We start from the raw sequence: 23,654 nt of genomic DNA on the forward strand, positions 1-23,654 counted from the left end.
GTATGAAGAAATAATTACATGTTTATTAATGTTATTATAATATCATTCCTCTCCAAACTATCAGGAAGTTAACTTTCCAGGGTATCTTTAGAAAATAGAAGGGAAAACGTATATACTATAAAAAAACAAGGTATGGACAATTCCAGCACACATAATCAGCGTATTGCAAAGATGACTTTCGCCTCGGTCTATCCTATGTATATTGCTAAAGTGGAGAAGAAGGGCCGGACAAAAGAAGAATTACACCAGGTTATAGAATGGTTAACAGGCTTCGATAACAGGAAGTTGCAGGAACTGATAAAGGAAAATGTAACTTTTGAAGTGTTCTTCCGGCAGGCTTTGCTAAACCCCAATGCGAGCCTCATCACCGGGGTGATCTGTGGGTATCGTGTAGAGGAGATAGAAGACCCCTTGACCCGGCAGGTCCGGTATTTGGATAAGCTGGTAGACGAGTTGGCAAAAGGCCGGAAGATGGAAAAGATCCTGCGTGGATAATAAAAGCAATGGAGCTTTTGCTGTACAGGAGATGGCAGAATTCCGGCTTCACTTCACCTCTGCTTAAAGCATCCGTATTCATTCTCAAACCGGGATAGATCGCATTCCAGTGACTTACGGTCCCAGTTAGCGGTATTGGCACATGCCTCGTAAGCAGATTGTAAAAAGGCCAGTAATATCTCTTCAGGATTGTCTGCTTGCTGTACCACATCATAATGAAGCAGGTACTCACCCATTTCCTTGCTATAGAAGGCGGCTTCGGGTTGAACAGATTGTTCACCAAACATTTCGTTCCCCGGATAACAATAAGAATAGAAGGCAACATGCGGATACTGCTCACTGCCAGGCCAGAATCCGCAGGAACTTACTTCCTTGGAATAAGACTCCTGCATTACCTCTGCCGGCATATTGGGTGCCTGTCCCGGATGCAATGGTGCTTCTCTGCCTGAAAATCTCGTAACGGCCAGATCAAAGGCGCCCCAAAAAAAATGAACAGGACTACATTTACCTGTAAAACGGGACCTGAAACGGGTCAATACATTATGAACTCTTACAAGTGCCTGCCAGTAATCCTCCATTTTTTGCCTGTCATATGGACGTTGTACATGATCTTCCTCAAAAGGAACAGCTCCGTCCATTTCACTGGGAATTGTATATATATCGATGGATATATCGATCGCCTTTAATTTCTGCATTACCTCCTCATAAAAGTCTGCTATCGTTCGCGGTGCTAATTCTACTGTTTCCTTTTTACCTGTGCTGGTAGTGATTATCAGCAGATGCTGATGGAAATCGAAATCCATTTGAAAGATGCCATGCTCATAAGGTATACTTCCCGAACTCAATCCCTGAGACGTAACATATAACGTAACATGCCAGGAATGATTTAACCAGGGCATTTTCCGAAGACGGATCTTGCCAATAATCTGCGACCACAAATGAACAGCGCTCAATGTATCTTTCAACTCATCAAATAGCAACACCGGCCATTTGCCCTGCTTTAAAAGAGTTTTTTGCATACTTATCCATTGAAAATAAATAGATTAGTCTTTCTTTAGCAATTTACTGAAAAATGGAAGCATTTCGGGGAAAGAAGTTCTTTTACTGCATATGAGAATTCACCGGAGCATAAATAGGGGAGTAGCCGTTATAAATACTTCTGCTTACACTGATACTGCCTGAAATAGAAAATGTCTTATCATTACTAATGTACATTACTCCAACCCTGGCAGCAGGGTTAATACCGTAATTGCTGGTACGCATTAAGCCATAGTTCTTGTCAATCCCGGTTGGATAGAATACACCATTGGATTGTAAAAGATAAGGTGTCACCGCAATACCTCCAAAAGCATATACGTTATTTGTAAGTTGCCGGTTGACCTGTAATTCTAAAGGAGCCGACAGGAAGCTGCTGCTGCCTCCCTTATATACAATAAAACCAGTAGAGATACCAGCATATTTTGTAACAAACCATTTCTTCCGAAGGTAGTTGGTATCAGTCAATTGCCTCGGATCCCTGAAAACAGATTGTGTGTTATTCTGCGCCCCGGAAAATAAAGGAGACTGTGCCTTTGCAGCCAAAGCCGACATTAAAATTGCGGTAAAAATGATTGCGCGTACCATACCATGAAGTTAATCATCCTTTTTGTTAATATTGCTAATAAAATCATAATATTTCATTCCCTGGATTAAGCTAAGACACTCCATACATTCGGGCATTCCTAAAGCCGAAGATGATGAAGTATGAGTGGTAAGGCGTTGTATGAGCATAAACCAACGTATCAGGCAAAAAAATGAAATCTAAGCTTTAGCTTTGCTATATAAATTTTTGCTTATATGCCTTTACGCATTAATCCTTTTCCCAGGGTCAATAATGACACTGGTTTTGGCACCAGCTCCAACAGCTCTGTGGGCCGCTTAAGGTGTTCTCCAACTTTGTACTGAAACGAACCTCGTATACCTGGGAGGAGATAAGGCTCAACCGGCGCTTTGTGCCAATGTACCGGGAAACAGGCAATACGACAGTACTGGAGCTGCAAAAGTTGAATATGACAGTGGCGGCAGAGGTAAAGAAAGGAGCGGAGCGGTTAGGATAGTACCCGCTTCTTCTTAAAACCTTTGAAACTGATGCCGTAAAGTACAAATCCGGAAATAACTGTTACCAGGCCAAGTACAGAAAACATACGAAGTATAAGATTACCGATATTATCCCTGGACTGGTAATCCATTGTATGCAGCATCCACAGGAAATCGAACATCCGCCATTTGTTATTACGGAACTTTTGGACAGTTCCAAGTTCACTCGCTACATATACGGTTGTGGCTGATGGATGATCAAATGTAATGGCATAGGCAGGTAAAGGACTTTCACGGTATTCGTGATGGCCGTTTGTTGCCGCCAGATATTCAACAGATGTAACTGCCGGCTTACCGTTGAACCGCTGTTTCGCAACTTCGATCGCTTCCTCTTTCGTAAGCGGGGCTTTTATATTCCCTGTTATAGCATTAGCCAGGTAGGTTGTTGCCTGTACAGAATGATGGCTACCGGAATGTATATTGCTTATACTGCGCATCTGGTAATAAGGCTCGCCCAATATTTCAATCAATTGTACAGAAAGTAATGAATCAACAGGATGTATTTTACTGATGTTTTCTATAGCAACGGATGGTGAAACCAGTGCAATGCCAACCGGCGGAAAAGGTGCTTTCTTCTTTTCAAAGTCCCCGTGTACCTCATCCATATTGCTCCAGCTGAAGTACAGGCCCCCAATGGTCCATAATAAAAATTGTATACCTAAGATAAGACCTAAATAACGATGTGTTTTGCGAATGTAATAGTGTTTACTTTTTGCCATAGGTTTATTTAAATTCCTTTTTTATGAGGGCAGGAACTTCTCATTGCATCAAAAATATAGTAATTCAGCATTAAAGGATATACAAATTTTAACTTGTCTACATTTTACCCCTCATTTTCATCAATGAAGGATATATTCTCAAATAAACCTCCAGGGCCATCGGATTTTTCCCGTACAAAGAATTAAGAGATGCAGGCGCATGATAAATGCTCCACTGTGCTCCGCCAGCTATCCTGGTGTTCCGCAATTCAAAGAGATCGTAATTGGCGCCCAATGTAAAAGCATGAATGCTGAATATATCATGAGCTTCAAACACCGGCTCAAGAACAAGTTCCTCTCCCGATTTTTCGGTAAATTCATACCTCGTATATGCAGCTATCCGTTTTTTTCTCCAGGAACCTTCAGCCATAAAAGCATTTTCCCCGTTATGTTCCTTTTCCTTATTCATACCCCAGAGAACTGTTGCATTGACCCGGTTTTCATTACCCATATCAATACTGTATATAACCGAAGCTGTGGTCTTATAAATATTCTCTTCAGGATGGAGTTCTTCAGGGCTTTTTACATAACCGTGAGAAACCTGTAATGCCCAGTTAACAGACGGGTTAAAAGAAAGCCTTCCACTCCAGGAATCGAACCTGGGTTTATCAAAACCATATCGTTCTTCATTCGGTTCCCGGCCGGTAAATGAAGAGCCCTCCAGTTTAAATTTATCATATCGGACTCCCACGGTAACCACTCCGAAAGTGATATGAGTAGCATCTACCCAATGGTGTGAGATAGGAGAGTTGGGATTGTCGAGCGCAGAAGGGCGGTGCATAAATGTAACAGGGCCCAGCGCCGGCTCACCGGGGTAAGCAATGTAAATAGAGGCATCAATTTTCTTTGAAAATGCATGGGAATAACTCACAGATAACTCGGAAAAGAGATCATGAGGATGCTGACGGTCAATTAATGGTTTCCCTTTATAGCTTTCCCCGGTTTGAAATAGCAATGGATACCCTTTCCCTCCCTCAATAAGCGGATCAAGTGAAAGCATGGAACTAAAATGGAAAAGACCGTTTTGACCTGCTTTCCGTTGCCCCATCAGCATAAACCAGGTAGGCGCATCAAACCGTGAATCACCTCTTGTTCCCTTATTAGAAAAGTCCTGGTTGTCATACCTGATAAATATGCTTCCATGTACCATGTACATCCATTTTTTCGAATGTATCATATAACCATACATCGGTGACGCATCAGGCAACCATCCTGTGCCGGAGCCATTCCTGCTCATCGGTAGGTTTAATGAAAAAGCATGGCTCATCGGAGCATCGCCCATCTGCATATTCATGTTCATTTTATGTTGCATGTTAGACATGGAGCTGTCTTTCCTCATCTCCGGATGAGGCTTTGCAGTGTCTTTTTTCGCAGGCATGTGATGTTCATGTTGCGCAAAAACCGGTTGCCATATAAGGCATATGGAAACCAGTATAAATACGTTTTTCATACTATTGTTTTTAGTACTTACTTTTTGTGTTGGAATATAAAATGCCGGTAGTATACAATCCGGCAAATGCCGGATATATTGCCATTCCTGATCAGATGCGGAAATTGCAGTATTGGAGAAACAATGTGTCCTTTTGAAAAGGCGGCGCATGTGCCGGATAGGAAGTATATAAGACAGACTCTTGTAGGTGAAGAAGAAGAAAATTGAAAGTTAATTCATGGTGTAGCGCATCACTGAATCCTATGTCAGATAAAACGGAGGAATATAGATGGGACTCGCTTGTTTTAACATTTGTTGCAATATCCTTACAGCAGCCCTTGCTTTCCACAGAATGCTTTTTCATTCCGCATTTTTCACAAAAGCTGTCATGCGTGGAAAATATAGAAGTTTTTACCAGTTCCCCCATACAGTAGTGATGGTAAATGGTAAGTCCGGCTACATAGCTGAGATATATTATAACTAATATGAGAGAGCTGATTCGCTTCACATGTTTGAGATTCTAAAGATATTCCATAAATATTGTACCATAAATGATTCATGCTCCTGGTCTTTCAACCTGTTGCCTGCTTCAGTAGAATATATTATCAGATAATAATCAATGTATTGATTTATTTTAATACATTTTTCACGACAACTTAGTATGGTTCCCACAGTTGGTTGCTGCCACGTTTTAACGGGATTAAATTCTACATTGTAGAAGGAATAACAATTATAAATAATGGAAGTATGATAACCCCCGAAAGAATAATTAAGCAATAGTTAAATGTAGAACTCCCCCCGCTGAAAGTCCGTGCAGTTGTATATATAACCTATTTGTAATATTGTATTTAGTGGCCGGAATTAAGAATTTTTGCTTACATTTCAGTGGAGAACTGCATGTTATGTTCCTATATGCCAACGCAACCCCGCGAGTTGCTCTTACCTATGCTGCTGTACTATGTATAATGCTTTTAATGAGCGCATCTGTTCATGCACAGTTAAAAGCGGATTTCACCCCCAGTAAGACGAGCGATTGCGAAAGCCTGATCACCAGATTCACTGATAACTCTACCGGCAGCCCTGTTTCCTGGCAATGGAACCTGGGTAACGGCTTTACCTCTACAGAAAAAAGTCCCAGCGCTTCTTATACTTCTCCCGGCAACTACAAGGTAACGCTGACCGTAAAGAACGCTGCAGGCAATACCAGTACCGCAGAAAAAACAGTTACCGTATGGGAGAACCCCAAACCTGATTTTACAGCCAGCCCGGCCAAAGGGTGTGTACCTTTTAACGTTACTTTCACTGACAGATCAAATCCCGTGAACGGCACCATCACCGCCTATAGCTGGGATTTTGGTGATGGAACTATCGGCTCAGGCAACAGCCCTGTACATACGTACACTAATGCGTTATCGCCAACCGTTACACTTACTGTCACTAATAGTAACGGCTGTACTGCATCAAAACAGATCAGCAATATTGTAGAGGCGGCAGCTTCCCTCACGGCCAATTTCAACGTCTCTGACAAATTCCTCTGCACCGCCCCCGGGGTGCTAACGGTTACCAATACTTCCACTGGGCCCGGCAATCTCACTTATAAATGGGATTTTGGCGATGGCGGCACTGCTACCAGCGCTGATCCCGGTCCGCATAATTATACTGCAAAAGGTATTTACAAGGTAAAGCTCACTGTTACGAGTGATAAAGGATGTACTGCCACCAAAACCTCCGAAGATATCAATGTAGCCAACTTTAAAACGGATTTTCAGCTGCCTGCCGGTATTTGTGAGAACAGTACCGCCTCTTTCAATGCTGTGAACAATCCACAGGCTAACAACGTTACCTGGAGCGTTGATAAAGGTAGCATCTATGGCTATGGCACCTCTGCTTCTTACTATCCTGGCGGTGCCGGTACTGTAAAGGTGACCATGACAGCCGATTATGGCAAGTGCCAGGAAACCGTGACGAAAGATTATGTGGTAAAACCCGCCCCACAGACCGATTTTGTGACCGATCAGAAAGCCATCTGCGACGTACCTGCCACAGTACAGCTGACAGACAAATCGCAGGGCGCTACCAGCTGGAGCTGGAACTTCGGTAACGGACAAACATCCAGCCTGCAAAGTCCTTCCGTCACTTATAACTCCCTGGGATATTTTAATATAAAGCTGACAGCCAGCAATGCCTCAGGTTGCTCCAGTATGGCAGAGCATTATGTTTATGTGGCGAAACCGGAAATCTACGCCTACGCAAATATTGCTGAGGGCTGCGAAGGACTGATCACTACATTCAGCAGCTCTGTCAGCACCGGCGATGCCATTGTCAGCTATGAATGGGATTTCGGCGATGGCAGCCCCAGGTCAACCGCCGCCACACCATCGCATACGTACAACAAAGAAGGCACATACCCGGTAAAACTTACCTACACAACAGCAAATGGCTGTAAAGGAACAGTAAACCTCTATTCCTTCAATTCCATCCGGGTATATAAAAAGCCAAAGCCCGATTTTTCATCGCCGGAAGCTCCGCAGGTCTGTGGTAACAACTGGGTACATTTCAACGGTACTACAGACGTAGGTACCTCCTGGACATGGGATTTTGGCGATTACTCCGGCCCCGGCTCCTCGCAGAATACGGCGCACAGCTACAGGGAACCAGGCGCCTATACTGTAACGCTGACCGTTTCAAATAACGGTTGCAGCGAAAGAATTACCAAAACGGCATATATCACCGCCGTAAACCCCTTCCCACGCTTTGCCATACAGGGGATTGACTGTAATAACCGTACAGAGATCGGTTTTGATGAACAATCTCTCGGTAGCATTAACAACTGGAAATGGAACTGGGGAGATGGAAAAGAGAATATATACACTACAAAAACAAGCCCTGTTAAACATAAATATGACAAAACAGGAATGTATAAAGTAAAGCTGACCGTCACTGACAGGACCTGTACCAGTACCGACTCTATGAATATTAATGTGTATGCGCCTTCACCCATTTCTATTACGACAGACAAAGCAACACTGTGCGGCAGCGAAATGCTCAAAGCCAACGTGACATCTATTGATAAAACTATATATAACTCGTCCTATTGGTGGTACTCTTCAGACGGCACTCCTGCCAGCTGGGATTATTACAATTATCAGAACGCTACTTTTATAAACCTGAAACCCGGTCAGGACACTATCCGCTTCGTGGCATATAACCTGCAGGGATGCCCCGACAGCAGCAACAAAGTGATTGTGAACGTACATGGGCCGGTGGCGGGCTTTCTTTCACCGAATGTGCTGGAATGCCGGGGCACCGGGCTCACCTTTACCGACCAGACAGATATCTCCAAAGGGAAAGCCATAAAGACCTGGTCATGGGATTTTGGCGATGGTACTCCTGCAAAGGTATTTACCGCGCCTCCTTTCAAATACACATACAATAAGTCCGGCTATTTCTATCCCAAATTAACTGTTACCGATCAGGACGGATGTACCAGCACAGCCACAGGCTCCTATCTGCAGGTGAACGGCCCTAACGCCGATTTTACGCCCAGCGCAACGCTCATACCGCCAGGTGGTGATGTATGGTTCTATAACTATACCACTGAAACAGGAGGCTATGCTACCTACAACTGGGACTTCGGAGATAATACCTCCTCTGCAGATAACAGCCCGTATAAGAACTATCCTGATAAAGGGCTCTACACGGTGAAACTGCTGGTAAAAGACAATAACGGCTGTACAGACAGTACCCGGAAACAGATCAAGGTATCCAGCGTCAGCGCCGGTTTTACTTTCACTACATCGTTTGTAAATAACAGTGGCTGTCCGCCAGTGATAGCACGCTTCACCAACACATCCGTTAACGCCACCGGCTCATACTGGGATTTTGGCGATGGCAGCATTGCCACTATCAGCAATCCTTCCCATACTTACACTTACGCCGGGAAATACAAAGTAAAACTGAAAGTAGTGGGCGATGCAGGTACGGAAGATGAATATGAGGAAATAGTAGAAGTAAAGGGCCCCTACGCCACCATTACAACTTCCTCCAATGGCGGCTGCCTGACAAAAGAGATCGAGTTCAGGGTCGCCGCATCTGCTGCTGTTAATTTTGCATGGGATTTTACAGATGGTATCGTAATGGAAACAAAGGATTCCATCATTAAACATACATTTAAAGAACCCGGCATTTACAAGCCTCGGCTTATCCTCTCAGACCAGGCAGGTTGTAAAGGCACAGCCTTCCTGCAGGACCCCATCGTTATAGACAAACTGAATGTACAACTGGCATTTGCACCGGAATTTGTGTGCGATGAAGGCTGGATTACTTTTGAGCCAGGATTCAACAGTTATTCCATTGACGAGCTGAAAAAAGAAGCGAAATACAAATGGACGTACGAGGCGGGGCTAATGGCAGAAAACGATACTACCGCCACTCCCAGGTTTTACCTGGATAAAATACAGGAATATAATTTCAGCCTTACCACTACTACCGCCTTCGGCTGTACGCAAACTGTCGGCAAAACAGTGCATGCTTATCCCAAACCTGTATTAGCTATCAGCGGACCTTCACAGGCCTGCCAGGATGCGCCGGTAAGCTTTGGCGGAACAGTAAGCAAAGTGAATGACGTAGCCTGGAAATGGGATTTTGGCAATGGTAATACTGGCAACATACAGCAACCTGCTGATCAGACTTACAGTAAAACAGGTCTTGCAGAAGTAGTACTGACTGTTATCAGTAAAGATGGTTGTAGCGATACCGCACGTCACAACATCAATATACTGCCTAAACCGGAGATCAATGCCGCTGCTGCGTCCGGGGTCATATGCCAGGGTAACAGCACTACGCTGAGCGCCGGTGGTGGTATCAGTTATCAATGGTTGCCCGCCCTGGGACTGAGCAATCCGCAGGCGCCCGATCCAATAGCCGCACCAAGGGCAAGTACTACCTACCAGGTAACTGTGACAGATGTCAACGGCTGTATCAATACAGACGACGTAAGTATCCGCGTGGCACAGCCTTTCACGATACAGGCCACACCCGATACAATACTCTGCCTGGGACATGTGCTGCCATTACGGGTATGGGGCGCAGATCACTATGTATGGAAAGGAGAGGGGCTGGATGACGCCGGCAGTCCTTATCCGCATGCCACTATCAACGCAATTGGCAACCACCCGTATAAAGTGACCGGCTACGATGCTGGCGGCTGCTTTACACATGATACAGGGCTGGTAGTGAGTGTACATCCTTCACCCACCATCAACGCAGGTCCTGACCTTACAGTGATGGCAGGAGTACCGGTAACACTTGGCGGACAAGGCAGCCCCGATATTATAAACTGGAGCTGGACACCGCCGGAGTACCTGAATTGTGCCACCTGTGCCACACCGGAGGCCCTGCCTAACCTGTCTACCACCTATATTGTGGAGGTAGAGAATGGCTACGGTTGCAAAGCTGTGGACGAAGTGCTTGTGAAAGTAACATGCAACAAAGGCGCCGTGTTCCTGCCTACAGCCTTCACTCCCAACAGGGATGGAAAAAATGACTGGTTCTATCCTAAAGGGCGTGGTATAAAAGAAGTGAAATGGATGCGTATTTATGACAGATGGGGCAGCCTGGTATTTGAAAGAGCACATTTCCAGATCAACAGCGCCCCAGCCGGCTGGGATGGCACCTGGAAGAGCCAGGTAGCGCCTATTGGCAGCTATGTATATGCTATGGAGACAATGTGCGAAGACGGTACTACTTTCCTGTTCAGGGGCACAATTACAGTGATCAGATAAGATCTGTTTATACGGGCAATAATTTCCCCTGCAATTCAATATTTTTTGTAGTTTGGTAGAGAATAGGCATTTATCTGATCACTAATAAACAATTAATTCTACGTTGTATGCCCTCTACTATTAATCGAAATCAGCTTTTTGTTGCAAGTTGTTTAGCCTTATTGGTTACCTCTCTTTCATTTGGTATCCGTGCCGGAATTTTAGGAAGACTGGGAACAGAATTTCAACTGAGTGCCGGACAACTGGCTACCATCGCTTCCACTGCTTTCTGGGGCTTTCCTTTAGCCATTGTAATCGGAGGTATGGTGGTAGACATTATCGGCATGAAAAAGCTATTAATTGCTGCCTGTGTCTTTCATCTGGTGGGCATTTTATTAACCATCTCCGCCTCCGGGTTCTGGCCTCTGTTTATTTCCACCTTATTTATAGGACTGGGCAATGGTACTGTGGAAGCCGCCTGTAATCCGCTTGTAGCTACTATTTATGCGGATAACAAAACCACTAAATTAAATCATTTCCATTTATGGTTTCCCGGAGGGATCGTAATAGGGACCCTGCTGGTTTTCTTATTTGATAAGATCGGCTTAGGCTGGCAGGTACAGGTAGGGGTTATGCTTATTCCTACTGTATTATATGGTTATCTTTTCAGCAAGCTGGAATTTCCTGTAACAGAAAGGGTAGCCAGTGGCGTTTCCACATCAGAAATGTATGAGGCCCTGCTTTCACCACTATTTATTGTTATGTTGATATTAATGTTCGGTACAGCCATTACAGAATTATTTACCGGCCAGTGGATAGATGTCTTGCTGAAGAACGTTACAGATAACGCCATCCTGCTGTTAACCATCGAAACAGGCGTAATGGTGATTGGCCGTGGCTTTGCTGAACCGGTTGTACATAGGTTCTCCCCGGCGGGAGTACTGTTGCTGTCAGCCATTTTTGCCGCACTGGGCTTATATCTGCTTGGCCATACCACCGGTAATATGTTATTCGTAGGTGCGCTGGTATTTGGCATAGGTGTTTGCTATTTCTGGCCTACCATGCTGGGCTTTGTTTCCGAGAACCTGCCTAAAACAGGTGCTGTTGGCCTGAATTTCATGGGTGGGGCTGGCATGTTTGCCGTATCTGTTTATATGATATTTATGGGCGGCTACTATGATAAGTTATTAGCAGATAAACTGCCGGCAGGCGCAGATGTAAAGTCGTTTAACGACGCGCCGGCAGGCAGCGAAATGGCCATTGCGCTTAGCGAGGCAAAGAAAGCAGCAGGTCCCGAAATAATTAATGCAACACTGGTTATACCTATTATCTTAACGGTGGCATTTGCTCTTCTGTTTGTCTATATGAGAAACAAAAAGAAAGCAAGCCCGCAGCTGGTAACCGGTAACTGATGATAACTATTTATTAGGTTACGGGTAAATTATCGCTGGCATGCCATTCAGCATAAGATGTACTGGTTTCGTACAATTTCAGGCTGCAGAGCCTTATCCGTTCTGGCAGATTGTTGCTGATACGGCCGGCAAAATCCAGCAGCATATTCTCACAGGTAGGCTGCCAGGGTACCCACACAATCTTACCTAATAATTCATTTTCATTTTCTGCAAAGGAGGGCATACTGCCCTCCTTTAACATTAAAGCATGGTCCAGCGGCAGGATAATCTCCTGCTGTACAATTGCTTTCAGATCAGCAAAGTCAAATACCATCCCTTCGCTGCTGTGCCCGGAATGGTTATCCGGTTCTCCGCTGATAGTTACCTCCAGTCGGTACGAGTGTCCGTGAATATGTTTACAAAGCCCATTATACCCGGGAAGGGCATGGGCCATTTCAAATCTGAAAATTTTGGTAAGGCGGATAATCTGTTTCATGAGGACCGCAAAAGTATACCTGGTGAGAATAACAATCCCTGATCTTAGTCAAAGGAACAAATGACGGATATCACCCCTGGAATGATCTGTTCTGCAACATTCTTGATCTTGTTCAATTAAACTGACCTTTTGAGCCCCAAAAACAAAAAAGACTTATAACCCTGATCTTTCTTAACTTTATAGTACATATACCCCAAATCATGGCAACGACCAACGCAACGATCCTGATCCCGGATATCAGCGGGTTTACCGAGTTCATGACAACAACTGAACTTAATCATAGCGCACATGCCATTAACATGCTGATTGATGCGATGATTAAAGCTGTTGGCGATGAATACGAAGTGGCAGAGATTGAAGGAGATGCTGTTTTGCTGGTCAGAAAAGGAGAACCACCTACCCGGAAAGAAATATTAAATACCTGCCTGAACATCTTTAACGCTTTTCACTATCAACGAAAATGGATGCAGCAACATATGGTTTGTGCCTGTGGCGCCTGCCAGGCTATTATTAACCTGACATTGAAGTTTGTAGTGCATCACGGAGCGGTTGCAGAAATAACAGTCGGCCGGTTTGTAAAACAATCCGGGCCTGAAATGATCATCGCCCATCGCTTATTGAAGAATAATATTAATAACAATGAATACCTGCTGATCACAGAAAAGCTTTTTGAACAGGAAGCTGGTATGTCAGAACAGGATGAACTGGAATGGAACAGCTCATCGGAAGAATATGCGTCTATAGGCAAGGTTAATTACCGCTTTGCCTTGCTCAATAAAGCCCGTGAAAATGTGCCGGAACCGCCAGGGCCCGAAAACGATTATCGTGTTGATGATACTTGTTACCTGGAGTTATCTGTAACAGCAAATTTTCGTGATGTGTACATGGTAGTGATGAATATTCCAGGCCGGGTGGAATGGGTGCCCGAATTGCTGAAAGTGGAACAGGAGGTACCGGCAGTATTTATTGGAAGTATTCACTACTGCACGTTTGAAGGTTACCGGGCCATTATATCCCCTCTGCGGATGACCATATCTGATGAGGCTATTTTCTACGCTGAAAGCTGTAATATCTCCGAAAGGAACCTTTCTCTGGTATACGAATTTGCATTTACTAAAATAAATGAAACATCTTGCCTCGTTACCTGCCGTTTTTTGAACAACGGAACATCGCCGGTCCCGGAAGAAATAAACGCTGAATTATTACGGAGTATGCAAAAGGTAGGAGAGGAACTGGTAGCGTATTGTGAGAAAATGGAGGGCGCTTCTTTTGATCCTGCCTTTAAAAAATAAGCACTCACACCGGAACTTTTGTATTGATCACCGTATACTGCTTCCTGAAAGCTGACGGGCTCATACCTTTTATCTTTTTAAAGGTCCTGTTCAGATGACTTTCATCCGTAAAGTTCAGTTCAATTGCAATTTCATTGATCCGCATATCACTATGGAGTAAGCGGGTCTCGATCAGCCTCACTTTATAATTAGTAATGTAATCCTGTAAGGTTTCTCCTGTTTGTTTTTTAAAGTAACGCCCCAGGTAATTCGGTGCAACACTAAACCGGGTGCTTAATTTCTCTGTGTTAAGCAAATGCGGCTCAAAGATATGCTGCTGTATGAAATGCAACATTTCCAGTACCAACTCGCCGGTATTTTCCTTGATCTTTTTAGGCAACTTCAGGGCAATATTCCTGGCTACTATGGTAATGATCGTATTCACAATCTGTTCTGTTATCCTTGTAAAGTATATCTGCTGATGTTCCTGTTCTGATATGATGCTTTCCATTAAAACTGCGATCAGTGGCTTGTCTGTCTTATTTTTCAATATGCATCCTGGCCGGTGACTGGCATTTTGCAAAATGTTTTCTACACATTGTACAGCATCTTTATCATGAGGAGATTTACTGCGTACATAATATTCATTAAAACGGATAAATAAAAAGCAAGTCTGCGTAGTGATATCAAATGAATAGCTGTCCTGAGGGGTGAGCAGAAAGAGATTACCTTTCCTGTAAGAGAACTGGTTTCCATTTACATACTGGATACCTGTACCATTAACAATGTAGATCAACTCAAAAAAGTTGAGCTTCCGTTTCTTAACAGGAAAGTATTCCATCTCTTTCACTTCGATCTCGAAAGGTCTGTGTAAGGTCTCTTTCATGATCGTAATTTACAGAATTAATACGGGAGGTCATCGTATCCGGGTGAATACGGAAAGGGGAATTTCACCGTTGGGCCGTGGTGGCAGTTGCCAGCTAAGCTGGTCATCTTTCAGTGAAAAGGTATTTTCCCTTGAGGTACCGTCGGCATTTGGGAAACTGGCTTTGTCAATGTGGAAACGGATCCTGTTCTTTACTGTATCTACTTCATATGTACCGAAATGGCAACTCATTGTCAGCATAGCATTCCGGTATTCTTCGGGCGTTCCCTTTTCACGGTCGCCGGAGGCAAATCGTTGCCGGTCGTTATGGAAGATCTCCACTGTATAATGCCCGTTATTGGTAAAGATGGCAATGCCATGTGGATTATCGCCATAATCTGCCGCCTGCCGGCCATCAGGTAATATCTTGTCTGCAGCAATGAGCTTCCATGTACCGGCCAGCTGCTGGCCAAATACTGGAATTGAGATACAGGTGCTGAATGTAGCGATAACGTATTGTAACATCTTGTTCATATTATATTTGTTGTGCCAGGACAAAAATAGCTTGAGAAAACAGCGGTTATCTGTAAGATTTTACCAAAAATCTGTATTTGTATAAAGGATATTTGAAGTTATGCCTAATGAATTTTTGAACGAAGACTATCTTATCTTTTTCAATAAAAGATCCGTAAATAGGAGTCACCACTACTGCGGGTGAAACTGCATTGACGCGGATATTGACATCTGCCAGCTCCATTGCCAGGTGTTCTCCTGGATTTGCCAGATCAACGCCATAAACTTTCACTTTCCCTTTTTGAGATAATTCTTTCTCAGTAACTTCCAGATTTTTGTTAGCACGCGCTACAATAGCCACTTCTATTCCTTTTTGAAGAAGCAGGAGAGCGGTAGCTTTCCCATTCCTGACGAGCTACCTATAATTAATGCTTGTTTCATTTTATATTTTTTTGTTTGATCAGACAACAGTGTAAATTCTTACGTCTGGCGTATCCTTCAAATACGGCTTAAGGGCAATTACAACGTCATTGTTAAACAATCCGCTTGACAGGTAAGCCTGCGCATCCGTTATTGACTCAAAACCATGCAGTACCTGTACGTCCTCATCCCTGATCAGAAGTTCCTTGGATGTGGCCCCTTTAATATCAGAGAGGAATGGTGCTTTGTATTTGTTATATACTTCCGCCGCACTTCCCCTGTCTGAATTATCAACCTTCAGACTAATCTCTAAATAAGCTTTTACCATTGTATAAAAATTTAAAGTTTACAATGCAAAGGTCGGAAGGCAGACGCCTTCTGAAAATGGATAGACTTGAAAAGAAATGGTAGATTTAGGAAATAGATTTCCGAAAATCAGAAGGAGAGATCAGTGTATGTTTCTTAAAATACTTGACGAAATAGGAGGGATCATCGAATCCCAAACGGTAACCGATCTGATTTACGTTCAGGTTGGAATGCAGAAGCAGGCGCTGCGCTTCCAGGATAATACGTTCCTGTATCATTTGAGAAGGAGTCTTGTTAAGCATGTGGTTAGTGAGGTCTGATAAAGTACGCCCGGAAATATGCATTAACTGCGCATATTCTGTTACGGAAAGACCTTTGTTATAGTTTTCCTCTATCAGGTTTACAAAGTGTATTAATTGGACCCTTTTCTCATCAACCATAAAGGGAGTTTGACCTTCCCCCTTTTCAGATTCGTTCTTTCGCCTTTGGACCTGGATCAGGAACGCTTTCAGATAGTTTCTCAGCAGTTCTTCCTGCCCGAATTTTCCCTGGGTCTGTAATTCAGCTTTTATCTGGTGTACCTTATTTAAAATTCCGTGCATCCGGAAACAGCTTTTCCTGTTGGCTCTCCTTACCGGAAGAACGGGGCCTGGACAGCTCCCGTAACATAGGATTAATGTTATAACACCTGGTGATAATAACATGGATCACTTTACCTTCTATCTGAAGCTTACCTTCTGCCATAAGCAGGCGCGCACTTAAGATCTCTCTGCGATATTTACTGAATATGTTCTGGAAAGCAACCAGGTTCATTGAACCGGTTTCATCTTCAAGAGTAATAAAACAGATACCTTTCGCAGTACCGGGCTGCTGTCGTACCAGCACAAGGCCAGCTACCTGTACCGTTATGCCATCCTGCAGCGATGCCAGTTCGGCAGCTGTAACGGCGTTAAGCAACCGTAGCTTCTCTCTGACAAAGCTGACAGGATGTGCTTTGATGGAAAGTGCTGTTGAGGCATAGTCCATCAATACATGTTCTCCATCAGTCATTACCGGTAGAGCAGGCTTCTCTTCAAAAACACTATCTGAAGGCTGCCCTGTAAACAGTGCAACGGGTCTGTCTGCTAACGCATTGACCTCCCACAGGGCGCTGCGTCTGTCAAATCCTAATGACCGGAATGCGTCAGCCTCAGCAAGCCGTTCCAGCACAGTAACAGGCACGCCTGCTTCTGCCAGTGCAGGTATAGAGGAATAGCCGCTTCCCCGCCCGGTTACGATCAGGCCGGCACTGGGCTCCTGTAATCCTTTTACTTGCCGGAAGCCAAGGCGGATAGCATGCCGTTCACCTGCCGGTTCCAGGGTATTATCCCACGCAGAGTGATTCACATCCACCGGACGGACTTCAACACCATGCTTTCTTGCATCAATGATGATCTGCGCCGGCTGGTAAAACCCCATAGGCATACTGTTCAGCAACGCTGTGGCAAATACATCAGGATAGAAGCATTTTAACCAGGAGGAGACATACACCAGTAACGCAAAACTGGCGGCATGACTCTCCGGAAAACCATACGCTCCAAACCCTTCCAGCTGCTTAAATACCCGGTTGGCAAAATCTTCATTATAGCCGCGCTCTTTCATACCCTGTATCATTTTCTCCCGGAACCTGGATACCACTCCCTTAGCTTTAAACGTTGCCATACTGCGACGTAGCTCATCTGCTTCCGCAGGTGTAAAGCCAGCAGCGACTATAGCTATCTTCATCGCTTGTTCCTGGAAAAGAGGAACACCTAAAGTGCGATGCAGTATCTCTTCCAGCGCTTTAGAAGGATAAGATACCTCTTCTATCTTGTTACGGCGTCGCAGATAAGGATGCACCATGTCTCCGACAATAGGCCCGGGCCTCACTATTGCAACTTCAATCACCAGGTCGTAAAATTCTTTCGGTTTTAACCTTGGTAACATACTCATCTGGGCCCGGCTTTCAATCTGGAATACGCCAATAGTATCACCGTTGCTGATCATCTCATAGACTTCAGGATCATCCTGTGGAATGTTGGCAAGGGTCCAGTGTTTGTTATAATGCCGTTTACCGAGGTCAAATGCCTTACGGATACAGGTTAACATACCCAATGCCAGTACATCGATCTTCAGAAACCCCAGGGCTTCTATATCATCTTTATTCCATTCAATATTTGTCCTGTCTTCCATGCGGGCATTGATGACAGGGCAGAGGTCAGTTAATTTCCCACGGGTGATAATAAAACCCCCGGTATGTTGCCCTAATTGCCGCGGAAATCCTATCATCAGGTGTGTAAGCTCCAGCACTTTTCGCAAAAAAGGGTCCTGCGGATTGATACCCTGTTCTGCAACGCGCTGCTCGTCAAATATATCATCAGAATACCGCCATATTGCGTCTGACAGCCGTTTGATAGTATCTGCAGAAAGTCCCATTGCCTTGCCTACGTCGCGGATGGCGCCTTTCTGCCGTTGCTGTGTAACAGTAGCAACAATAGCCGCACGGTCACGGCCATATTTGTTGTATATGTATTGTATTACCTCTTCCCTGCGTTCATGCTCAAAGTCAACGTCAATATCAGGAGGTTCGTTGCGGGCGCTGGAAATAAAACGTTCAAACAGCAGATCAAATTTAGTAGGATCTATACTGGTAATGCCCAGGCAAAAACAAACAGTGCTGTTTGCAGCAGATCCCCGGCCCTGGCATAATATATCCTTGCTACGGGCAAACTTTACAATGTCATAGACTGTCAGAAAATAAGGAGCATAATTCATTTCTTCAATGAACTGCATTTCATGATTGATATTGGCGATGATCTTATCCGGCAATGATTCGCCATAAAAATCTTTTGCTCCCTTCCAGACAAGATATTTCAGCTCCTCCAGCGGCGTCCTGCCATTGGTAGTGATCTCTTCAGGATATTCGTATTTTAATTCACTGAGAGAGAACCGGCAGGCGTCAGCTATTTCTATCGTACGCTGAAGCGCATCCGGGTATTGCCGGAAAAGCCTGTGCATTTCAGCAACGGGTTTTAAATGTCTTTCTGAATTGGATAGCAGGAGAAAACCCGCATTATGGATAGTACATTTCTCACGTACACAGGTAAGAATATCCTGTAACTCACGACGGGAAGAGATATGATAATATACATCGTTGGTAGCAACAAGCGGTACCTGGTATCGCTGTGATAACCGGTGCAGCTGGTAGATCAGCTTCATATCGTCTCCCTGGTAAGTACGGTGAGAGGCCAGGTATAAATGATCACCCAGATGGCTTTTATATTCAGCCAATGCTGCAATAAAAGCCGCATCAGGCTCAAACAGGCGATTCAGCTTATCAGGCGGTATCACTATAAACTTAATGCCTTCTGCATGAGCATATACATCTGCTTTGTACAGGTGGCACTGGCCTTTTTCCGTTCTCTGGTTGCCTGCAGTCAATAAAGCAGATAACCGTCCATATGCTTCTTTACTGGTAGGATAGGCTAAGAGACTGGGACCATCCAGCAGGTCAAGCCGGCAGGCAGGTATAATGCGGATAGGTTTATTTTTAGCGGCAGCATGCGCGCGGACAATACCCGCCAGCGTATTACGGTCTGTAATAGCTATGGCTTTATAGCCCAGTTCCAGGGCCTGCTCTACCAGTTCTTCAGGATGGGAGGCGCCCCTTAAAAAGGAGAAATTACTTGTCACCTGTAACTCTACATAATCCATACTCACTCGTTGTTATGCGAAAAAACCATGAATAAACCAGTCCGGTTGCTGATCATCTGAATAATGCCCTGAGCGGAATACCCAGTAACGCTTACCCTGTTCATCTTCTACACGGTAATAATCCCGGTGATCGCCCTGTTCCTGCCACCATTCCCTTTCTATACGCTCCGGCCCGTCTGCTTTAGATATCCGGTGCACCTTTCCCCGGTAAATAAATAACATTGGCGGATAGTCCGGTATAGGCGCAGTTACCTGTATCAGCTCAGGTGAAGAGAGCAATAAAATAGGACGTAGCCTGTCCTCCGGCCAGGTAATTGTCCCTTGCTCTTCCAGTGAACTGGCTGTACAGACAGATCTTTCCGGCCAATGGTGCTGATCAGGCAGATAACGGTGTATTGCATCTGCGCCTAACCTGGAAGTGATACGGTCTAATAACTCTGCTACCTTTACATCTCCAGGGCTTCCTGTGGCGGCATTCCAGAATGCTTCCTGCCTGGATATAGCGTCTTCTACTATTGGCGCCTCAAGAATAAATAGCTCAATACCCAGCTCAGGGCATAGCTTTCCGATCTCCGGTTCAAATAAGTGAAAAAGATGCTTGATATGATGTGAAGGGCGGTTAGTACCAATGCAGGCCTGTATGATCTCCCCGTCAATACGGTATCCCTTCAGTATAGCTTTCCGCAGGCCTTTCCCTTCGGCCTGTAACCGCTGGCAAAGGGCTTCCAGTAAGCGCTGAACAGCTATTTCAATACCTGTTCTTGTACGTATAGGTTCCAGGCAGGGAAGCCTTTCAAAGTACTGTTCGGGTAGGAAGACCGGTATGACGATCTCCTGCTGCATGCCCGATGCCTGATCTAACCGCAATAAGAGTTCTGTCCCAAAACGCCTGCGTAATGCCGGACGTTGTATTGTCATAAAACTCCCTACTTCAGAGAGGCCCAGCTTGTGTAGCTTTTCTATTATGATACTGTTTAATCGTAATGAGGCAGGAGGGAGAGGAGCGATAGCCGTTAATTCGTTACCAGGTTCTATGATAGGAGTGATAGTCCCGTAACGGGAAACAGCCCAGGCAGTGCCAATAGTACTGGCGATGGCGCCGCGTGCATCATAACCCATTGCCCGGATACGGGTAATGATCTCCTTCAGGTAAGGGCGTTCACCATCCCATAAATGAGCACAGCCGGTAATGTCCAGGATCAGCCCATCTTCGCCATCTATGCAAACAAAAGGAGTATAACGGATACACCATTCTGCCCATTTCCGTAAAAGGCGTACAGCAAGATCAGGACTATCATCCTGTACTTCCAGTGAGGGGACCATAGCACGGGCATCAGCTACAGCCATTCCTGCAGAGATCCCCCGTTTTTCCGCTTCTATGTTAGTAGCAGAGATGACCATACGGCCATAGTCCTGTATTGCCAGAACAAAAGGAATAGATGCCAGTTCCCGTCGGCGGTTAATGTGCCAGTCCGTTTTTAAATGCCGGAACCAGATCGTAATAAATCGCTGTCCCATAACTACCCGATTTTCCGCCTCACGTTCTGTTCCGGGATAATCTGTGCTGCTTCGGATACAACCGGTAATAGTCTGCCATCCATGTATTCTGTCAGCCATTTGCCGGGCTTACCATTACGGACACGCAACAGCTCTATCTGCCAGCGGGGAAACCCCAGCCCCGGCATGCCGTTGTGGGAAACGCTTGCATACGCCTGTATACGCCATTGTGCTACACTGGCTATAGTATGTAAGCTCCTGGGTTTATAACGGATGATAAAACCTGTTACCCTGCTCTGTTCTACAGCCAGCTGCAGACGCCTGGATGCTATTAAGCTTATATCCTGTATTTCCAGTATGACAGCTGCAAGGCCCGGGCATTTCAGTGCTTCCTCTGCAGCCCATAAGGTAGGCCTGTCATTGCTCTGATCTATGAAGATCACCTGGTCCGGCCGTATACCGAATGCTGTTAAAGCAGGAGGGAATATCTTATTGGTTTTCCTGATCCATACACAGGCGCCGCCCAGCTGCATGAGCGGGGCCAGGATCGCTGCAATAAATCCGTATGTGGCTGCTGCATCTTCTGCCGTGTCACTCAGAAATTCGTGCATAGCTCCGGTAGGAAAGGTGTCATTGGGAAAAGCAGATTCAATAAGGCCCAGGCCAACATTAAGAGGATCTGATGCTGGTCTCAATCCCTGAAGGGAAAGAAGGTCCTGTCGCAACTTTGCGATAATATCTGCCTTGGACATAGGTGACGAGTAGAATACTTGTTTAAATTTCCAGTGTAAAAATACTAAAATTTTTAGCATTCCAATCAGGAAATAAGGCAATGTCCGGTTTGCAGTATGTTTAAAGATCCTTTATACTGTGTGCTCAGGTTTTATTTCCCGGCAATCAGCCTGAGCACATATTCCATCTGCGTATCACGGTTTTGCATAAAATCACTGAAAGTAGGCCATACCGTATAATCCGGTATAATACCCCTGCCTTCAGGCTGGTCAGGCTTTATAAGGGCATCCTGCTCCACATGAACAATAGAGAACTTCGTTTTTATTTTTGAATTAGGCAGCTCATAGATTGCAGGCATATGCCCGTTGTGGTAATAATATCCGCCAACGGTTTCCACTCCAACAATAGTGACGTTACGGGCATAGGCTTTTACAAGTGATGCCAGATGTGATCCGGCAGAAGCTACCTCTTCATCAATAAGCATATATAGTTTCCCCTTGAACCCCGGGCTTTTAGGATGATATACCGGGTTGTATTTGCTGTTTTGTATATTCCTGCCATTGTGCAATGCCGGGAAATAATCTTTCAGCAGTTGCTTCCCGCTCATTTTTTCTGCAGAATCCATCTTTACTGCAGTAGATACACCCCAGAAATATTTTTCATAGGGCACCTCATCAAAGATGGTATAGGCCAGCGTATTCTCCTTAAAACTTGAATCAGTCAGGTACATCATCGGCTGCTCAAAAGTGGGATCACTGCCACCAGGATTGCTGCGGATGTCCAGGATAAGATTAGGAATATTATTATTGGCAAGTACCCTGAATACACTATCTATGAATGATACATATACAGGGAAAGCCGGATCATCTGCGTCGGCGGCCATAGTGAATATCCGCAGGTTCAACAGACCGGTGGTGGGGCTCACCATCCTGAAACTGTATTTAGGTTGCACGTTATAATCTATCACACTATCTACCGGTGCACTGTAACGTAACGTGAGGTTAGCCTTCCGTTCTTCCAGCGATACTGCCGGTACTGTTACGGTCTGTTGCTGAGTAGCGCCAGGCGCCAGGAACCCGATCTTAAAACTATCTCTGACACCATATTCGTATAGGTAACGTATACCATAACTCTTGTTCACACTGGCTGACTGCTTCTGTGTCTGCGTATAACCATCTGCTGTCATATATTTATAAAAGGATCGCATCAGCTCTTTATCAGTAACGCCGTTGATGCTCAATATCTGCGATCCTACAGGTATCAGGTCTGTTTTACTATTGAAGATCATCCTGCCTTCAATATATTTAAGAGCAAAAGGAAAGAAGGCGCGCTGCCGGTTAAGATAGCTGACAAGTGCTGCCTGTGGCTCTGTATAGTTATGACAGCTTCCTTCAAAATCAGTTAACTGTAAAATTATCTTGTAAAAGCCTATAGTAGACATAGGTTGGCGTACCTGGTTGAATGCCCATTTGTAGATACTGTCTATCTGCTTTTGGGTACGGTAACGATACAGACCGGAATTAGCTTTTTTACGGATGTCGAGAAACAGCTGAAGGTCCTGCTTCATCTCAGCTGGGGAAAGCTGTTGGTTATATACAGACAGGCTATCGCCGGGACGTTTAACAGGTTCAGTGGAATTGGCTGTAGACTGCGCCCATGCCTGGTGCGCCAATAATAACAGAAGAAGTACTTTTCTCATATAATTGCAGGGTATCAACCCCTAAGCTACAAAAACCGTTCGACTTTTTAGCAGCGCGCAGCGCAAAGAAAATCTCTTACTCATATAATAGCAAGGCATTAGCTCTAAGCTACAAGAAACCGTTCAACTTTTCTTTGCGCTGTTATCAGAAA

19 protein-coding genes are annotated in these 23,654 nt (G+C 44.8%); 4 read left to right on the top strand and 15 right to left on the bottom strand.

Annotated features, from left to right (window positions below):
- The first annotated feature begins 132 nt into the window (after positions 1-132).
- Positions 133-495 (top strand): DUF2200 domain-containing protein, encoded by a 363-nt coding sequence (locus GO493_RS06135; protein WP_157305258.1) that lies wholly within the window; start codon positions 133-135, stop codon positions 493-495.
- Positions 496-548: 53 nt separating this feature from the next.
- On the opposite strand, the gene GO493_RS06140 is transcribed toward GO493_RS06135, so the two are convergent.
- The 5 genes from GO493_RS06140 to GO493_RS31475 form a co-directional block, all read right to left on the bottom strand.
- Positions 549-1,514 carry a DUF5996 family protein gene (locus tag GO493_RS06140; protein WP_157305259.1) on the bottom strand — a complete coding sequence of 322 codons (966 nt, stop codon included), beginning with the start codon at positions 1,512-1,514 and terminating at the stop codon, positions 549-551.
- An 82-nt stretch (positions 1,515-1,596) separates the two neighbouring features.
- Positions 1,597-2,118 (bottom strand): hypothetical protein, encoded by a 522-nt coding sequence (locus GO493_RS06145; protein WP_198315527.1) that lies wholly within the window; start codon positions 2,116-2,118, stop codon positions 1,597-1,599.
- A 464-nt stretch (positions 2,119-2,582) separates the two neighbouring features.
- Entirely contained in the window at positions 2,583-3,350 is a 768-nt protein-coding gene (locus tag GO493_RS06150; protein WP_157305261.1) for a PepSY domain-containing protein, read from the bottom strand.
- 97 nt (positions 3,351-3,447) lie between these two features.
- Positions 3,448-4,839: a hypothetical protein gene (locus GO493_RS06155; protein ID WP_157305262.1), complete on the bottom strand. Its 1,392-nt coding sequence runs from the start codon at positions 4,837-4,839 to the stop codon at positions 3,448-3,450.
- Positions 4,840-4,930: 91 nt separating this feature from the next.
- Entirely contained in the window at positions 4,931-5,326 is a 396-nt protein-coding gene (locus GO493_RS31475) for an HYC_CC_PP family protein (protein ID WP_449386641.1), read from the bottom strand.
- 466 nt (positions 5,327-5,792) lie between these two features.
- On the opposite strand from GO493_RS31475, the gene GO493_RS31325 reads away from it, so the two are divergent.
- Both GO493_RS31325 and GO493_RS06165 read left to right on the top strand, forming a co-directional pair.
- The gene (locus tag GO493_RS31325) at positions 5,793-10,601 is read left to right on the top strand and encodes a PKD domain-containing protein (protein ID WP_317165406.1); all 4,809 of its coding nucleotides are present in this window, start codon (positions 5,793-5,795) and stop codon (positions 10,599-10,601) included.
- 107 nt (positions 10,602-10,708) lie between these two features.
- Positions 10,709-11,992: an MFS transporter gene (locus tag GO493_RS06165; protein WP_157305263.1), complete on the top strand. Its 1,284-nt coding sequence runs from the start codon at positions 10,709-10,711 to the stop codon at positions 11,990-11,992.
- 13 nt (positions 11,993-12,005) lie between these two features.
- Here GO493_RS06165 and GO493_RS06170 read toward each other — a convergent pair whose 3' ends face one another.
- Positions 12,006-12,467 carry a 6-pyruvoyl trahydropterin synthase family protein gene (locus GO493_RS06170; RefSeq protein ID WP_157305264.1) on the bottom strand — a complete coding sequence of 154 codons (462 nt, stop codon included), beginning with the start codon at positions 12,465-12,467 and terminating at the stop codon, positions 12,006-12,008.
- Between the two features lie 200 nt (positions 12,468-12,667).
- Here GO493_RS06170 and GO493_RS06175 point away from each other — a divergent pair, with 200 nt between their 5' ends.
- Positions 12,668-13,759 carry a DUF2652 domain-containing protein gene (locus GO493_RS06175; protein ID WP_157305265.1) on the top strand — a complete coding sequence of 364 codons (1,092 nt, stop codon included), beginning with the start codon at positions 12,668-12,670 and terminating at the stop codon, positions 13,757-13,759.
- A gap of 4 nt (positions 13,760-13,763) precedes the next feature.
- Here the strand turns inward: GO493_RS06175 and GO493_RS06180 are convergent, their stop codons facing one another.
- From GO493_RS06180 to GO493_RS06220, 9 genes are all read right to left on the bottom strand, one after another.
- Entirely contained in the window at positions 13,764-14,624 is an 861-nt protein-coding gene (locus tag GO493_RS06180) for an AraC family transcriptional regulator (protein WP_157305266.1), read from the bottom strand.
- A gap of 30 nt (positions 14,625-14,654) precedes the next feature.
- A complete protein-coding gene (locus GO493_RS06185) occupies positions 14,655-15,137 on the bottom strand; it encodes a lipocalin-like domain-containing protein (protein ID WP_157305267.1) in 483 nt (160 codons plus the stop codon).
- Positions 15,138-15,183: 46 nt separating this feature from the next.
- Entirely contained in the window at positions 15,184-15,477 is a 294-nt protein-coding gene (locus GO493_RS06190; RefSeq protein ID WP_198315529.1) for a hypothetical protein, read from the bottom strand.
- 99 nt (positions 15,478-15,576) lie between these two features.
- Positions 15,577-15,864 carry a hypothetical protein gene (locus GO493_RS06195; RefSeq protein ID WP_157305268.1) on the bottom strand — a complete coding sequence of 96 codons (288 nt, stop codon included), beginning with the start codon at positions 15,862-15,864 and terminating at the stop codon, positions 15,577-15,579.
- A gap of 85 nt (positions 15,865-15,949) precedes the next feature.
- Entirely contained in the window at positions 15,950-16,444 is a 495-nt protein-coding gene (locus GO493_RS06200; RefSeq protein WP_157305269.1) for a helix-turn-helix domain-containing protein, read from the bottom strand.
- On the bottom strand, positions 16,425-19,574 hold the full coding sequence (locus tag GO493_RS06205) for an error-prone DNA polymerase (RefSeq protein ID WP_157305270.1): 3,150 nt from the start codon (positions 19,572-19,574) through the stop codon (positions 16,425-16,427). Before GO493_RS06205 ends, GO493_RS06200 begins: the two co-directional genes overlap by 20 nt.
- 12 nt (positions 19,575-19,586) lie before the next feature.
- The gene (locus GO493_RS06210; protein WP_232538776.1) at positions 19,587-21,191 is read right to left on the bottom strand and encodes a Y-family DNA polymerase; all 1,605 of its coding nucleotides are present in this window, start codon (positions 21,189-21,191) and stop codon (positions 19,587-19,589) included.
- Positions 21,095-21,823 carry an ImuA family protein gene (locus GO493_RS06215; protein WP_157305272.1) on the bottom strand — a complete coding sequence of 243 codons (729 nt, stop codon included), beginning with the start codon at positions 21,821-21,823 and terminating at the stop codon, positions 21,095-21,097. Before GO493_RS06215 ends, GO493_RS06210 begins: the two co-directional genes overlap by 97 nt.
- Positions 21,824-21,954: 131 nt before the next feature.
- Positions 21,955-23,502 (bottom strand): S41 family peptidase, encoded by a 1,548-nt coding sequence (locus GO493_RS06220; RefSeq protein WP_157305273.1) that lies wholly within the window; start codon positions 23,500-23,502, stop codon positions 21,955-21,957.
- Positions 23,503-23,654: the final 152 nt, after the last annotated feature.

It is taken from the genome of Chitinophaga tropicalis (assembly GCF_009758205.1).
GTDB lineage: Bacteria > Bacteroidota > Bacteroidia > Chitinophagales > Chitinophagaceae > Chitinophaga > Chitinophaga tropicalis.